Consider the following 14,992-nt stretch of genomic DNA (forward strand, 5'->3'; position numbering starts at 1 on the left):
CCGTTTTTTTTGCCTATTTTTTAGCATCAGCAATCCCTAGCCGGGATAGAAAACCGCTAATCCCTTCGCGGGCAAGAAGATCGCGCAGGTGCAACTGCTCTGCGGGGGTCATCAGGCGCATGGTCTCGACAATCTGGCGCCAGATCGTATCAGCATCATTCACAAAGTATTTGACGACTGGTTCCGCCAGCTGGTTATCAATGGTCAAATGCCGCAGCGCCGGGATATTTGCCAGGAAATCGATTACTGCTTTGTCGATGACAATCAGGCGAGCGCGCCCGCCTTTCACTCCGGGTATGGCTTCCGTCCGCCAATTTTGCTCTCTGGCCCAACGGTTAATGGTTTGCCGGGCGAGGTTAAGGCACTCGGCGAGCTCCGCTGGGGTCATTTTATCTTTAAGTTTCATCATGCTTTCACCGATCGCGGATACCCAGTCGGTTGAGTAGCCCGGTGATCCCTTCACGCAGCAGCAGCGACATAAACAGCTTTTGCTCTCCCGGCGTCATCTCTTTACATAGCGTAAGCAGCAAAGATTCCAGATCGTTATCGGTTGCGGAATAGGGAACGGGGTTTTCGGCTACGCGCTGTGCGCTGCGGATAAACTCGCGAACCTGCTCATTAACATGTACGAGGCGCGCTTTACCGCCCTGCACGCCGGGACGCGGGGAAGTTTGCCACCCCTCTTTGCGTACCCATTTGTTAATCGTTTGCCGGCTGAAGCCAGTCAGATGCGCTATTTCTTCAGGTGTCATTCGTTCCTTGAGCATACTATTTCCTGAGTAAATATGTGGGAATTAGTTGCACATGTTATAGCATCCTTTTAAAGGAAAGCGTGACATGTTTAGCTTCTGGCTGCGATAAGGCTCGCAATGTCAGCCGTTTGCCTGCTTTTTCAGCGATCAAATAGCTGGGATTGATTTTGCCGTTGACACCTGGCGAAGGAATTCATATTATGCCGCCCGTCAACACGACACGCTTTACGTTACGGGGCTATAGCTCAGCTGGGAGAGCGCTTGCATGGCATGCAAGAGGTCAGCGGTTCGATCCCGCTTAGCTCCACCAAAACCTGCACCCATCAGGTTTGGTTCGTAAAGAGGTCCTGTGGGGCTATAGCTCAGCTGGGAGAGCGCTTGCATGGCATGCAAGAGGTCAGCGGTTCGATCCCGCTTAGCTCCACCAAATTCGGAACCCTCGCTACGGCGGGGGTTTTTTGTTTGTCTGACGGACCGAGGAAATGTAAAGCATTCTTTGAATAAGTCAGCAAACCTCTGCGTTAAGTAATTTCAGATTTTTTCACTATTTAAAATCTTGCCTGCCTTTATTAAGCAACATAATATCTGTTGCCTAAATATATTTATTGCAGCTGGAGTTTTAATTAACAATAATGATTGATCATCTTAACATTAAGATCAAAAAAACTCTGCTGGCACTTCTGGTCTGCCTTATCGCAATTCCGCTGTCCCGATTTATTTCCCCACAAACCATTATTGACGGAAATCAAATTTATCTGGCATGGTTACCGCTGAGCTTAATGTATTCCGTGCTTTTTATTTTTGGTCGCTACGCTGTTGCACCATTGATTATCGCGTTTGCGATCACCAATGCCTGGATAATCGATTTGACGCTAGCCCAGGCGCTGATCCTGCTATTCTGCCAGCTCTTCTCGGTTTTTGTCTCCTGCGCTATTATCCGCTTTCAGCTTGGAAGGCGCTGGCGCGCCGGGCTGACGGCAAAACATATGGGCGCGAGGATTTTTTGGGGAGGCTTTTTCGCCCCACTCCTGTTGAAGGTCACGATGTATCTGGCGGGGCGCTTTTTTTCGTTTCCGCTGGCGATCTCAAGCTATTTCGGCAATATGTCAGTTATTTACACCATTATCGATATACAAAGCCTGATTAGCGCCGCATTAATTTTTACGACATTCTTTTATTATCCGTTGCGGATGATTATCAGTCCGCGTTATGCGCGAGCATTCTACCGCAATCTTTGTCACGCGTGGCGGAAGCGCGAGCAGCGGGTATTTACGTTGTATTGGTTTGTGGCCCTGACGGCAATATTACTGGTACTGTGTACGCCTTATGACTCTGTTTTTATTGCCGGTTATTTAGTCCCGCTTATTTTCATTTTATACTTTATTGGTATTAGCCGCCTGGGACATGCGCTGATTCGCATTTCATGGTCCATTTCCGCCTTTTTACTCGTAGCGTATAACGAGAATTTTTTACATGGGGTACAAACTGAATATTCACTATCGTTTGTTCTTTCAGTATTAATTTGTTTCACTATCTGCTTGTTTTATATGGCGGATATCTATGCACGCAGTGAAAGAATGAAGTTCAGATGGCGGGATCAGGCGGAGGAAGATCCGCTAACCGGTTTACCGAATCTACGCGCGCTGGAGAGTCACCTACGGCAAAACCCTGCTGTTGCCATCAGCAGCCTACGTATTCAGAATCTGGATTTTCTGAGCCGCCATTACGGCATGATGATGAGAGTGGAGAGCAAAAGGCAGATTGCCCGCAAACTACAGCCGCTATTGGCTCAGGGAGAACGCATATATCAGCTCCCCGGCAGCGAGCTGTTGCTGGTACTCAATGGCCCGGAGCCAGAGGCGCGTTTAAATCATATTGTTTCCACGCTTAACCATAAAAAGTTTAGCTGGAACAACCAGGCGTTGGATCTGGAATTTGGCGCATCATGGGGCGGCTACAGCGGCATAGAATCTGAGCTTCACCCGATGCTTGGTCAGCTTAGCTGGTTATCGGAGCAGGCCGGGGCAGGGCGGCGCGTATTAGCGCTGGACGCGGCGCAGGAGCAGATATCCGATCAAACGAGCGAACAGGTACGGCTGCTGGCGAAAATTAAACAGGCGCTTAGTGAGCGCGGAGTAGTGTTATACGCTCAGCCGATCCGCAATGCCTGCGGAGAAGGGTACTATGAGATACTTAGTCGTATGCGCTGCGGTAATACCGTCATTACACCCGATAGGTTTATTCCACTGATTGCGCAATTTAACCTGAGCCAGCGTTTTGATATGCAGGTACTGGAAACGCTGTTTAGTTCGCTCAAACACCACCACGGTCGGCATTTCTCCGTTAACCTGCTGCCCTATACGCTGATGCAAAAGGATAGCGCGGCGCAAATCATCGCTCTGTTTAAACGCTATAACCTGTCGGCAGAGGCGATAACGATTGAAGTTACCGAGGAGCAGGTGTTTTCCGATGTTGAGACCAGCATGCATAACATCCAGCTGCTGCGAGATTTCGGCTGTGGCATCGCGATTGATGACTTTGGTACCGGCTACGCTAACTACGAGCGCCTGAAAAGCCTGCAGGCCGATATCCTGAAAATTGACGGCTGCTTCGTGCGTGATATCGAGACCGATCCGCTGGATGCCATTATGGTCAAATCCATTATTGAAATGGCTAAGGTTAAGAAAATGAAGGTGGTGGCGGAATACGTTGAAACGCCTGAGCAGCGGGAAAAGCTTCTTGAGTTAGGTGTTGATTATCTACAGGGGTATCTGATCGGTAAGCCGCTGCCGTTGAGCGAACTGCAGGCATGAAAAAGCCGGGACTTGCCCGGCTTTCGCTAATTACAGAACCAGCGCGGCGATGGATGCAGAGAGCACGCTCACCAGCGTAGAACCGTACACCAGCTTCAGGCCAAAGCGGGAAACTACGTTACCTTGCTCTTCATTCAATCCTTTAATTGCCCCGGCGATAATACCGATAGAGGAGAAGTTAGCGAAGGAGACCAGGAAGATAGAGATGATACCTTCCGCACGCGGAGAGAGCGTGGCGGCAACTTTCTGCAGATCCATCATGGCGACGAATTCATTAGAAACCAGTTTGGTGGCCATAATACTCCCTACCTGCAGCGCTTCACCCGCCGGTACGCCCATTACCCACGCTACCGGATAGAAGATATAGCCGAGGATCCCCTGGAAGGAGATACTATAGCCGAACCAGCCGGTGACGGTGGCGAACAGGGCGTTCAACGCGGAAATCAGCGCGATGAAGCCAATCAGCATGGCGGCAACGATAATCGCCACTTTAAAGCCCGCCAGAATGTATTCACCCAGCATCTCGAAGAAACTTTGGCCTTCATGCAGGTTGGACATCTGCAGATTTTCTTCGCTTTCGTCGACGCGGTACGGGTTAATCAGCGACAGAACGATAAAGGTGCTGAACATGTTCAGTACCAGCGCCGCGACCACATATTTTGGCTGCAGCATGGTCATGTACGCGCCCACGATAGACATGGAGACGGTAGACATCGCGGTCGCCGCCATGGTGTACATGCGGTTGCGGGACATCTTGCCAAGAATATCTTTATAAGCGATGAAGTTTTCAGACTGGCCCAGAATCAGGGAGCTGACAGCGTTAAAGGATTCCAGCTTGCCCATGCCGTTGATTTTGGACAGTACGGTACCGATAGCGCGAATGACGATAGGTAGAATGCGAATATGCTGCAAAATACCGATCAGCGCAGAAATAAAGACGATCGGGCACAAAACTTTCAGGAAGAAGAACGCCAGACCTTTGTCGTTCATGTTGCCGAAGACGAAGTTTGTCCCTTCATTAGCGAAACCGAGGAGTTTTTCAAACATCTCGGAGAAGCCCTTCACAAAACCCAGACCAATGTCAGAGTTCAGGAAGAACCAGGCCAGCAGCACTTCAATGACCAGCAGCTGAATGACATAACGAATACGAATCTGCTTACGGTTGTGGCTGACCAACAGGGCCAGAATGGCCACCACTACGATCGCGAGAATAAAGTGCAGGACGCGGTCCATATTTGCTCCAAACATGAGGCAGGTTAAATTTCTTTGCACATTCTATGTAACAAGCGCAAAGAAAACGAGAGCTGGAACACACTATTGCAAGGATATGTGACTAATGGCAAAAATAGTGATCAACCATGCATTTTTGTTATGTTACGTAAAGGTTTTAAAAGTTGCTCTCTTGTACTATTCTGGTGATTAATTAAAAGCGTTTATCAGTTCCCCGGTTTATCAGTTGCCGACCCGCTATCGTTCCCTCCTATCACAGCAATCATTATCACCATTTCAAATGAACTTGATAATCATTCGCATTTTGATAGCATGAAACATAGCAAAGGCTATATTTCCAGAGGCAGAAAATGACAAACAGTCGCGTTGAGAATAGCAGCGGTCGCGCAGCGCGCAAGATTAAGCTCGCCCTGATGGGGCCGGCGTTCATTGCTGCCATTGGCTATATCGATCCGGGTAACTTCGCCACCAACATCCAGGCCGGCGCCAGTTTTGGCTATCAGCTGCTATGGGTGGTGGTATGGGCTAACCTGATGGCGATGCTGATTCAGGTGATGTCGGCGAAGCTGGGCATTGCCACCGGAAAAAATCTGGCAGAACAAATTCGCGACCACTACCCGCGTCCTGTAGTCTGGTTTTACTGGGTGCAGGCCGAAATCATCGCGATGGCGACCGACCTTGCCGAATTCATTGGCGCGGCTATCGGATTTAAGCTGGTGCTCGGCGTGTCATTGCTACAGGGCGCGGTGCTGACGGGGATTGCGACGTTCCTGATTCTGATGCTGCAGCGTCGCGGTCAAAAGCCGCTGGAAAAAGCGATCGGCGGACTGCTGCTGTTCGTCGCCGCGGCGTATGTCGTAGAGCTTATCTTCTCCCAGCCCGCGCTGGCGCCGTTGGCGAAAGGGATGCTTGTTCCGTCTCTGCCGACTAGCGAGGCGGTATTTCTTGCCGCCGGGGTGCTGGGGGCGACCATCATGCCGCATGTGATCTATCTACATTCATCCCTGACTCAGCACCTGCACGGTGGCACGCGGAAAGAGCGCTATAACGCCACGCGCTGGGATGTGGCGATTGCCATGACGATCGCGGGCTTTGTTAATCTGGCAATGATGGCAACCGCCGCTGCGGCCTTCCACTTCAATGGTCACACCGGCGTTGCCGACCTTGATCAGGCCTATCTGACGCTTGAACCCTTGCTGAGCCACGCGGCAGCCACCATCTTTGGCCTGAGTCTGATTGCGGCGGGTTTATCTTCTACGGTTGTTGGGACCCTGGCGGGGCAGGTGGTGATGCAGGGCTTTATCCGCTTTCATATCCCGCTGTGGTTTCGTCGGGCGATCACCATGCTGCCGTCGTTTATCGTGATTTTAATGGGGCTGGATCCCACGCGTATTCTGGTGATGAGCCAGGTATTGCTGAGTTTCGGTATTGCCCTCGCGCTGGTGCCGCTGCTGATATTCACCAGCGACTCCCGCTTGATGGGCGATCTGGTCAATTCCCGGTGGGTAAAACTGCTGGGGTGGGCGATTGTCGCCGTCGTTGTAGCGCTTAACGGCTGGTTGATTGTTGGGACGATATTCAGTTAAGCGCGATAATGAAAAAGGGAGCCGGATGGCTCCCTTTTATGATGAATATTAATGGTGGCCGTGGCCATGTCCGCGACCGCCGCCTGGTCCACGACCCCAACCGCCGCGTCGGTCATCACGGTCATTCCAGCCTTCACGATAGCCGCGCTCGTAGGCTTTACGTTTATCCCAGCCGCGATGCCAGCCGTTATCGTGACGACGCCAGCGGTTATCGCGCCATTCATAGTGTCGACGCCAATAATCACGGTCGCGCCAGCCGCCACCGTCCCAGTAGTTACCATAATTGTCGCGATCGCCAATTTGTAATTTTATTGATGGCAACAGGGTGATTTCACCAGCATTAGCGACCAATGGCGCTGAAGCCAGAAGCACTGCAGCCAAAATCAGTGACCTGAACATACTCTTCTCCTTCACGATCGGGGCCGTTGTCGGCCTGTTAACCTGATATTACGGGGCAGTAAAGCCCCGTCGTATCGGAGGAACTCCTAAATCGCCAGTGAGAGCACTTTTTGCTAAAGTAACAATGAATTTACACCGCAAGGATCGCGTCGATGGTTGCCCGCTCTTCGGCGCTGAAATGGCGGTTTTCCAGCATGCCAACTGCATCGTCGAGCTGCGAGGTTTTACTGGCGCCAATCAGTGCTGAAGTGACTTTCTCATCGCGCAGCACCCAGGCCAGCGCCATCTGCGAAAGCTTCTGCCCGCGGGATTCGGCCAGCGCGTCCAGTTGGCGAACTTTTTCCAGTTTGCTTTCAGTAAGCTGATCCGGTTGCAGGAACCGGCTGCCGCTGGCGGCGCGGGAGTCAGTCGGTATGCCGTGCAGGTAACGGTTAGTTAACTGGCCGCCCGCCAGCGGTGAAAACGCTATACTTCCCACCCCAGCGGTGTGCAGGAAATCCAGTAATCCCTCTTCGACCCAGCGTTCAAACATCGAATATTTTGGCTGATGAATCAGGCACGGCGTGCCGAGATCGTTAAGGATGTTGACGGCTTGCCGGGCCTGTTCGAGCGGATAGTTGGACAAGCCGACGTACAGCGCCTTGCCCTGGCGGACGATGTGGTCCAGCGCGCGCATGGTTTCCAGCAGCGGCGTTTCGGGGTCAGGGCGGTGGTGGTAGAAAATGTCGACATAGTCCAGGCCCATACGTTTAAGGCTTTGATCGAGGCTGGCGATCAGGTACTTGCGCGATCCCCAGTCGCCATAGGGGCCGTCCCACATGGTGTAACCGGCTTTGCTGGAGATGATCAGCTCATCGCGATAGGGCAAAAAATCCTCTTTCAGAATACGGCCAAAATTGCTCTCCGCCGATCCCGGCGGTGGCCCGTAGTTATTGGCTAAATCGAAATGGGTTATGCCGAGATCGAATGCGTGACGCAGAAGCTGACGGCTGGTTTCCACCCGCGTTTCATCGCCAAAATTATGCCAAAGCCCCAGAGAAATTGCCGGTAGCTTTAGTCCGCTATGACCGCAGCGGCGGTATTCCATCGTTTGATATCGCGTGGCGTTTGCCTGGTAAACCATACTTCCTCCGCAGATAAAACAGGGTTGTGTATACGTTTACACTAAAGAATGTTTGGCACCGAGTATACTCCCTGAACGCGTAAATTTTACTTGCCACCGCATTTGTTGGGTGCAATGTGGACAGCGCAACTGCTTATTCAATACTCAACTTATCTGTATGAGAGGAGAGTAGGGATATGCAACCGACTTACACCATTGGCGATTATCTGCTGGATCGTCTCGTAGACTGCGGTATAGACCGCTTGTTTGGCGTACCTGGTGATTACAATTTACAGTTCCTCGACAGCGTTATTGCGCATCGGAATCTAGGGTGGGTAGGTTGTGCAAACGAGCTAAATGCGGCTTATGCCGCTGATGGCTATGCGCGTATCAAGGGCGCAGGCGCGCTGTTGACTACTTATGGCGTCGGCGAGCTGAGCGCGCTGAACGGCATCGCCGGGAGCTACGCCGAACATGTACCGGTCCTGCATATCGTTGGCGCTCCCTGTACCGGCGCACAGCAGCGCGGCGAGCTGCTGCACCATACGCTTGGCGATGGCGATTTCAGCCACTTTTCGCGTATGAGTGAACAAATTACCTGCTCACAGGCGGTGCTGGCGGCGGGAAATGCCTGCCATGAAATAGACCGGGTTCTGAGCGAAATGCTAACCCACCATCGCCCCGGTTATCTGATGCTGCCGGCCGATGTGGCGAAGGCAAAGACCACCCCGCCTGCTCATCGTTTGCGTATTCAGGGGCTGCCCGCCGATGAGAACCAGCTGGCGGGTTTCCGCGAGCACGCCGAACGGATGCTAAGAAGCAGCCGTCGCGTATCGTTGCTGGCCGATTTTCTCGCCCAGCGCTATGGGCTACAAAACGCGCTTCGAGAGTGGGTGGCGAGGGTCCCCGTTGCTTACGCCACGATGCTCATGGGCAAAGGCCTTTTTGATGAACAGCAGAGCGGTTTTGTCGGGACTTACAGCGGGATAGCCAGCGCGGAGGAAACTCGCGATGCTATCGAAAACGCGGATACCATTATCTGCATCGGTACGCGTTTTACCGACACCATTACTGCCGGCTTCACCCAGCACCTTCCGCTGGAAAAAACGATAGAAATACAGCCCTTTGCCGTCCGGGTTGGCGATCGCTGGTTCAGCCGGGTGCCCATGGAAAAGGCGCTCGCCATTTTAATCGAGCTCTCTGCCAGCCTGGCGGCAGAATGGGTTTCGCCGAATTTTCAGGCGCCCGGCGTGAGCGGCGCGCCAGAGGGGAACCTGACGCAGAAAAATTTCTGGAATACGGTGCAGAAACAGCTTCGCCCTGGAGACATTATCCTTGCCGATCAAGGTACCGCCGCTTTTGGCGCCGCTGCGCTTAAGCTTCCGGTCGACGCGACGCTGATCGTCCAGCCGTTATGGGGATCGATAGGCTTTACCCTTCCAGCGGCCTACGGGGCGCAAATCGCGGCAGCGGAGAGAAGGGTGGTGCTGATTGTGGGCGATGGTGCAGCGCAGTTAACTATTCAGGAACTGGGATCGATGCTCAGAGATAAGCAGCGTCCGCTGATTTTGTTGCTCAACAACGAAGGCTATACGGTCGAGCGCGCCATTCACGGCCCCGAACAACGCTACAACGATATTGCGCTCTGGGACTGGAATCGTCTGCCTGACGCTTTCGCTCCCGACGTCCCTTCCCGCTGCTGGCGAGTGACGCGCACGCAGGAGCTGCAGGAAGCGATGAATAGCAGCGTCGCCTCAGACAGGCTGACGCTGGTGGAGGTGATGCTGCCAAAAATGGATATCCCCGATTTTCTGCGTACGGTCACTCAGGCACTGGAGGAGAGAAACAGCCGCGTTTAATCGTTGGGGCGTTTGGCGATCATCAGCGGTTTCCCGGCAAGTAATAGCCAGGCGGGAAGCATAACGATGCACAGCAGCGGAAGTAACGTGGAATCTGGCACCACGACCGCTGCCATAAACAGGCTCAACCAGCCATCGCGCGTCACCACCAGCGTCAGTCCGAGGATCGCACAGGAAACGGTGATCGCTGCCGGGACGGCATCCACGTGCGCATGAAGCATCAGTCCGAGCGCGACGCCGACGAACACTGCCGGGAAAATCCGCCCGCCGCGAAAACCGCAGGCGGCGGCCAGCACCAGCGCCGCCAGCTTCACCAGAGCAATAAGCATGAAATCGCTGGCGGTCAACGTCTGGCTAAAGGCTAATTGCTGCATTTCTTCAAGGCCTTTGAAAAGGGTGATATGCCCGCCGATGACGCCGAGGATCCCCAATAAAAATCCGCCGATACCGAGGGTTAAGATCGGATTTTTCAGTCGTTGCATCAGCGCGTGTAAACGCGGCAGGCACCAAACGCCAACCATGCCGACCGCAATAGCAATAAGCGTAACGATAGCCCCGCTAAAGATATCGACAAGCCGCCACTGATTGTAGTGCGCGATAGGTAGCGAAAAATTGGGGTGGAAAAAAAGCCCAGTGGTCAAAGAGCCCGCTGCCGCGGCAAGCATTGGTGCGAAGAGCCGGTCCCAAAGCGGGACATCGTTACTGCTGTTCAGCGTTTGCGAAAAGATCAGCGCCGCAGCAACAGGCGTACCGAATAGCGCTCCGATGGTGCCGGAAGAGGCGAGTATCGTCCAGTCGAGCGCGCTGACTCGGGGGAAAAGGCGCGAGCCAAGCGCCACCGTCAGAGCGATATTCATCACCATAATAGGATGTTCCGGCCCCAGGCTAACGCCGCCTGCCAGGCCGATTATCAGCGCCGCGAGCAGGCCGGGCAGCGCGCTGGGGCTCACTGGGGCGCCAATAAGCGACTCGGTGGCCGGATCGGGGCCGGCGTGCCCAGGGCTAAAACGTACGACCAGACCCACGGCAATGCCGGTGCAGGTGAGGATAGCAATCGTCCAGACAGGGCCGCTGGCGTTCATGCCCAGGGCTCCGGGTAGGCTACTCCAGAGAATATTCTGCAACATGGCTGCCGTTTTCATCGCCACAATTAATACCAGGCTGGCAGCAATACCGATCACGATTGCGGGTATCGATAACAACAGCATCGTTCTGGCGCGCGGGTGCAGCATGAAAATATCCTTCTGAAAATTTCGAAGCACTACTTTGCCCGGACGCGTTTAGGGCGTTGGCGCAAATGGTGCTGAAACGATAAAGTAACGAGGTAGCCTGGCGATCGTGCCGCACAATATTTTCATAAATTACAGCCTAACTGTGATGTAGGTCGCTAAACAAAGGGCGCTTATACGTTGGTCGTTGTTGTTAGGTCGTCATGAATTTAGAGTGTGCCAAAGAATCATTTTGACTTTAGCGGAGCCGTAACGGAATGACAAAATTTGCTTTAGTAGGGGACGTTGGCGGAACGAATGCCCGTCTGGCGTTATGCGATCTTGCAAGCGGAGAAATATCCCGAGCCAAGACCTATTCCGGGCTCGATTATCCCAGTCTTGAAGCCGTTGTTCAGGTCTATCTGGAAGAGCATAACGTCAAGGTAGAAGATGGCTGTATTGCCATCGCCTGTCCGATTACCGGCGACTGGGTGGCGATGACCAACCACACTTGGGCATTTTCTATCGCTGAGATGAAGAAGAACCTGGGGTTCTCACATCTGGAAATCATTAACGATTTTACTGCGGTATCGATGGCAATCCCCATGCTGAAAGCTGAACATCTGATTCAGTTTGGTGGCGCGAAGCCGGTGGAAGGCAAGCCGATTGCCGTTTATGGTGCTGGTACCGGGCTGGGCGTCGCTCATCTGGTACACGTTGATAAACGCTGGGTGAGTCTGCCGGGCGAGGGCGGCCATGTGGATTTCGCGCCCAATAGCGAAGAAGAAGGCATTATTCTGGAAGAACTGCGTACCGAGCTGGGGCACGTCTCTGCCGAACGCGTATTATCTGGACCTGGGTTAGTCAATCTTTATCGTGCGATCGTTAAGTCTGATGGGCGTCTGCCGGAAAACCTGCAGCCTAAGGATGTCACCGAACGCGCGTTGGCTTATACCTGCATCGATTGCCGTCGCGCCCTGTCGCTGTTTTGCGTCATTATGGGGCGATTTGGCGGTAACCTGGCGCTAACGCTCGGCACCTTTGGCGGCGTGTATATTGCTGGCGGCATTGTTCCGCGCTTCCTCGAATTCTTTAAAGCTTCCGGCTTTCGCGGCGGTTTTGAAGATAAAGGCCGGTTTAAAGCCTTCGTCCAGGATATTCCGGTGTATCTGATCGTTCACGACAATCCGGGACTGCTGGGCTCCGGCGCGCACCTGCGTCAGACGCTCGGGCAGGTTCTGTAAGCTCTGTCTCTCTTACCCGAATAAAATCATTATTCGGGTAAATCCTCTACAGATGCATGAGCTGACGAAACTCTTTCACCTTGCTGCGGCTCACCGGAACCTGAAACTCAAGATCGCGAAGCCGCAGAATATAGGTGTTGTTGAACCAGGGTTCGATTTCGCGAATTTTGTTCAGGTTGACGCAGTACGAGCGGTGGCAGCGGAAAAAGTGCGCCGGCGGCAGCTTGTTGCAGAACTCCGTGATATTCATTGGCATCACGAACGACTCCTTCCGCGTATAAACAAATGTCATCTTTTCATGCGCTTCCGCGTAGTAAATATCGTGGATGCTGGTGACAATAATGCGCTCATCTTTAATCAGATTAATCGTGTCGTTTTCCCGGGTTGGATTGGGCGCTGCCCCGGTAGCGATGCTAGACTGCTGCTGTTGCAGCCAGGCGCTGTTGAGCTTTTGCAGCATGTTGATAATGCGTGATTCCTGGTAGGGTTTAAGGATGTAATCGAACGCCTCCAGCTCAAAGGCTTCCACCGCATGCTCCTTCCACGCGGTAATAAAAACGATAAAGGGCTTGTGCGCGAACTGGCTGATGTTTTGCGCCAGCAGTACGCCATCCAGCGACGGGATGTTGATATCGAGAAAAATAGCGTCGACTTTGTTGTGCTGTAAAAACTTCAGCACATCGAGTCCGTCGTCAAAGGTACCGACAATCTCTATTTCGCTATGGGTATTAATCAACCAGGTGAGCTCTTGCTGCGCGAGGAACTCATCTTCCACAATGATGACTTTCATTTTATCTCCGCTCATGACAGCAGCGACTCCGTAGCCACCTGGGGCGCGTAGTGGGTTGGCACATAGAAAGCGATTTCGGTCCCCGGCGTCAGGCGTCGGATATGCAGGCCTTCTCCGTACAGTAGCTTGACCCGATGATGAACGTTGAGTAAACCGATTTTATTTCCCGGCATTTCGTCAGCCTCTACCCTCGCTACCACCGCCGGGTCGATACCGTTCCCCGTATCGCGAACGCTAATCCGTACTCGATTCCCGCACTCATTAATGCCGATGGTCACCACGCCTTTCCCTTTGCAGGGCTGAGTTCCGTGGACGATGGCATTCTCCACCAGCGGCTGAATAAGCAGACTGGGGATCATAAAGCTGACTTCATCATCAATATCATAAATCACCGTCAGCTTGTCGCCGAAGCGGGCCTGTTCAATCGCGATATAATCCTTGATTTGATACAGCTCCCTTTTGATATCTATTTGTTCATCATCTTTTAATTCAATGTTGTAGCGTAAATAGCGCGACAAATTAAAAATTAACTGGCGCGCGGTGTCTGGATTCATGCGAATCGACGACGAAATGGCGTTCAGGGCATTAAATAAGAAATGGGGATTAATTTTACTCTGCAGCGCGCGCAGTTCAGCTTTATTGGCCATTTCACGCAGCTGTTCAGCGCGGGAGACCTCCAGCTGCGTGGAGATGATTTGCGACAGGCCAATCGCCATTTCCTGCAATGAAGAGGTGATGCGGTGCGCGTGGCAGTAATAGATTTTTAGCGTACCGGTGACGACGCCTTTTTCCCATAGCGGAATGACCAGCATGGAGTGTATTTCCGGCGTCCGGTGAGCTTCATCATTGTTTTTAATAATGATTTTTCCATAGCGGATCGCCTGTTGCGTCGTTGGGCTAATAAAGTCGTCGTTGTTGCGGTAGTTGATTTCACCAACCCCGACGTAGGCCATGACGTGCTGGGTATTGGTAATGGCGACGGCATCGGCATTAATGTCGCGGCGGATAATATCGCAGACCTGACGCAGGGACTCGCTGTTGACGTGGCGAAACAGCGGTAGCGTTTTGTTGGCGATGTCGAGCGCCAGTTTTGCCTGGCGGGCGGCGCTGGCTTCCTTTTCGCCCTCAACACTCTGCACCAGTAAAACGATAAAGCCGATACATACGCTGCCGAGGATCATCGGAATACCGATTTTTGACACGATATCGATCCCCAGCGCCAACGAAGGCGCCCATACGACCACGAGGATCATGGTTAACGTTTCGCATAGCATGCCGGCGAGGATCCCCGCTTTCCAGCGCTGCGCTTTAGGCACTTTACGACTGATAAAACCGGAGAGCAGACCGGCGACGATGCTGGTAATAAAACAGGGGACGGCGGTGACGCCATCAATATCGATCAGGTAGCGATGTACCCCGGCGATCGCGCCGACAATCGCCCCAACCCAGGGGCCGAACAGGATCCCGCCGGACATGACCGCGATAATACGCACGTTGACCAACGATCCTTCGACCGGTACGCCTGACCAGGTACTGAACAGGGCAAAGAGGGAGAAGATCGCGGTAACGGCCAGCAGCTCTTTTGGCGTATGCGCGGATTTATGTAGAAGTTCACGAAACAGGCGCAGACGAATGAGGAAAAAGAGGCAAATCAGCATTAATGCCGCACGGTCAAAAACCGCCAGCAGCATAGTAAATATTTCGTGCATGTGTGCGCCGTGTTAATCGCGAGAAAGCAACATGATAGAAAACCTCGCGGCAGAAGGCCAGCTGAAGGCATGAATAGGGAAAAGTCTTACAAATAAAAGGGGATTAATGATAAAGACCTGAGATTCAATAGCGTCTACTGATGAAAAACGATTCAGGTTAAATTATAGATATCAATATGTTAATTTTAATGAGCCAGGCGAGATGGGGAAAGAACGTTGCTGCCCTATTTTGCTGAACTGATGCCCGTTTTTACCGCCAGAAATTTTTTTTGCCTTTCCCCTCGACAGCGGGAATTTTTT

At 52.7% G+C, this 14,992-nt stretch carries 12 protein-coding genes and 2 tRNA genes; 6 read left to right on the forward strand and 8 right to left on the reverse strand.

All coding sequences use genetic code 11. The annotated features are described in order from the left end of the window. Positions 1 to 13 precede the first annotated feature (13 nt). Both EGY08_RS23305 and EGY08_RS23310 read right to left on the reverse strand, forming a co-directional pair. A complete protein-coding gene (locus tag EGY08_RS23305; protein WP_004123323.1) occupies positions 14 to 409 on the reverse strand; it encodes a YfeC-like transcriptional regulator in 396 nt (131 codons plus the stop codon). 4 nt (positions 410 to 413) lie between these two features. Beyond that, positions 414 to 767, reverse strand: coding sequence for a YfeC-like transcriptional regulator (locus EGY08_RS23310; RefSeq protein ID WP_004123321.1), 354 nt, complete (start codon positions 765 to 767; stop codon positions 414 to 416). Positions 768 to 986: 219 nt separating this feature from the next. Between EGY08_RS23310 and EGY08_RS23315 the strand changes: the two genes are divergently transcribed. The 3 genes from EGY08_RS23315 (at position 987) to EGY08_RS23325 (ending at position 3,565) form a co-directional block, all read left to right on the forward strand. After that, a tRNA-Ala gene (locus EGY08_RS23315) sits at positions 987 to 1,062 on the forward strand. 41 nt (positions 1,063 to 1,103) lie between these two features. Next, positions 1,104 to 1,179 (forward strand) — tRNA-Ala (locus EGY08_RS23320). A 205-nt stretch (positions 1,180 to 1,384) separates the two neighbouring features. Further along, positions 1,385 to 3,565, forward strand: coding sequence for an EAL domain-containing protein (locus EGY08_RS23325; protein WP_123828990.1), 2,181 nt, complete (start codon positions 1,385 to 1,387; stop codon positions 3,563 to 3,565). A gap of 30 nt (positions 3,566 to 3,595) precedes the next feature. On the opposite strand, the gene EGY08_RS23330 is transcribed toward EGY08_RS23325, so the two are convergent. Beyond that, entirely contained in the window at positions 3,596 to 4,798 is a 1,203-nt protein-coding gene (locus tag EGY08_RS23330; RefSeq protein WP_004104312.1) for a NupC/NupG family nucleoside CNT transporter, read from the reverse strand. 347 nt (positions 4,799 to 5,145) lie between these two features. Between EGY08_RS23330 and EGY08_RS23335 the strand changes: the two genes are divergently transcribed. Continuing rightward, positions 5,146 to 6,381 (forward strand): Nramp family divalent metal transporter, encoded by a 1,236-nt coding sequence (locus EGY08_RS23335; RefSeq protein ID WP_004123315.1) that lies wholly within the window; start codon positions 5,146 to 5,148, stop codon positions 6,379 to 6,381. Positions 6,382 to 6,429: 48 nt separating this feature from the next. Here EGY08_RS23335 and EGY08_RS23340 read toward each other — a convergent pair whose 3' ends face one another. Together EGY08_RS23340 and mgrA are read right to left on the reverse strand one after the other, a co-directional pair. Further along, positions 6,430 to 6,780: a DUF2502 domain-containing protein gene (locus EGY08_RS23340; protein WP_004123311.1), complete on the reverse strand. Its 351-nt coding sequence runs from the start codon at positions 6,778 to 6,780 to the stop codon at positions 6,430 to 6,432. 130 nt (positions 6,781 to 6,910) lie between these two features. Next, on the reverse strand, positions 6,911 to 7,903 hold the full coding sequence (gene mgrA, locus EGY08_RS23345; protein ID WP_004123308.1) for an L-glyceraldehyde 3-phosphate reductase: 993 nt from the start codon (positions 7,901 to 7,903) through the stop codon (positions 6,911 to 6,913). Between the two features lie 176 nt (positions 7,904 to 8,079). On the opposite strand from mgrA, the gene EGY08_RS23350 reads away from it, so the two are divergent. Continuing rightward, complete coding sequence (locus tag EGY08_RS23350) at positions 8,080 to 9,741, forward strand: alpha-keto acid decarboxylase family protein (RefSeq protein ID WP_087829175.1); 1,662 nt, start codon at positions 8,080 to 8,082, stop codon at positions 9,739 to 9,741. Here the strand turns inward: EGY08_RS23350 and EGY08_RS23355 are convergent. Beyond that, complete coding sequence (locus EGY08_RS23355) at positions 9,738 to 10,973, reverse strand: ion channel protein (RefSeq protein ID WP_049114642.1); 1,236 nt, start codon at positions 10,971 to 10,973, stop codon at positions 9,738 to 9,740. The two genes, EGY08_RS23350 and EGY08_RS23355, sit on opposite strands and share 4 nt — an antisense overlap. A gap of 254 nt (positions 10,974 to 11,227) precedes the next feature. Between EGY08_RS23355 and glk the strand changes: the two genes are divergently transcribed. Beyond that, a complete protein-coding gene (gene glk, locus EGY08_RS23360) occupies positions 11,228 to 12,193 on the forward strand; it encodes a glucokinase (RefSeq protein ID WP_123828992.1) in 966 nt (321 codons plus the stop codon). A gap of 46 nt (positions 12,194 to 12,239) precedes the next feature. Here the strand turns inward: glk and EGY08_RS23365 are convergent, their stop codons facing one another. Continuing rightward, positions 12,240 to 12,983, reverse strand: a complete 744-nt coding sequence (locus tag EGY08_RS23365; RefSeq protein ID WP_123828994.1) for a LytR/AlgR family response regulator transcription factor — start codon at positions 12,981 to 12,983, stop codon at positions 12,240 to 12,242. 11 nt (positions 12,984 to 12,994) lie between these two features. Next, entirely contained in the window at positions 12,995 to 14,692 is a 1,698-nt protein-coding gene (locus EGY08_RS23370; protein ID WP_123828996.1) for a sensor histidine kinase, read from the reverse strand. Between the last annotated feature and the right edge of the window lie 300 nt (positions 14,693 to 14,992).

It is taken from the genome of Klebsiella sp. FDAARGOS_511, from assembly GCF_003812845.1.
Taxonomy (GTDB): domain Bacteria; phylum Pseudomonadota; class Gammaproteobacteria; order Enterobacterales; family Enterobacteriaceae; genus Klebsiella; species Klebsiella grimontii.

Bases quoted from the DNA above. Each gene is read 5' to 3' on its own strand.
- glk (WP_123828992.1), top strand. From the start codon at position 11,228: ATGACAAAATTTGCTTTAGTAGGGGACGTTGGCGGAACGAATGCCCGT.
- EGY08_RS23325 (WP_123828990.1), top strand. From the start codon at position 1,385: ATGATTGATCATCTTAACATTAAGATCAAAAAAACTCTGCTGGCACTT.
- EGY08_RS23370 (WP_123828996.1), bottom strand. From the start codon at position 14,692: ATGCACGAAATATTTACTATGCTGCTGGCGGTTTTTGACCGTGCGGCA.
- EGY08_RS23330 (WP_004104312.1), bottom strand. From the start codon at position 4,798: ATGGACCGCGTCCTGCACTTTATTCTCGCGATCGTAGTGGTGGCCATT.
- EGY08_RS23340 (WP_004123311.1), bottom strand. From the start codon at position 6,780: ATGTTCAGGTCACTGATTTTGGCTGCAGTGCTTCTGGCTTCAGCGCCA.
- EGY08_RS23305 (WP_004123323.1), bottom strand. From the start codon at position 409: ATGATGAAACTTAAAGATAAAATGACCCCAGCGGAGCTCGCCGAGTGC.
- EGY08_RS23365 (WP_123828994.1), bottom strand. From the start codon at position 12,983: ATGAAAGTCATCATTGTGGAAGATGAGTTCCTCGCGCAGCAAGAGCTC.
- mgrA (WP_004123308.1), bottom strand. From the start codon at position 7,903: ATGGTTTACCAGGCAAACGCCACGCGATATCAAACGATGGAATACCGC.
- EGY08_RS23350 (WP_087829175.1), top strand. From the start codon at position 8,080: ATGCAACCGACTTACACCATTGGCGATTATCTGCTGGATCGTCTCGTA.
- EGY08_RS23310 (WP_004123321.1), bottom strand. From the start codon at position 767: ATGCTCAAGGAACGAATGACACCTGAAGAAATAGCGCATCTGACTGGC.
- EGY08_RS23335 (WP_004123315.1), top strand. From the start codon at position 5,146: ATGACAAACAGTCGCGTTGAGAATAGCAGCGGTCGCGCAGCGCGCAAG.
- EGY08_RS23355 (WP_049114642.1), bottom strand. From the start codon at position 10,973: ATGCTGCACCCGCGCGCCAGAACGATGCTGTTGTTATCGATACCCGCA.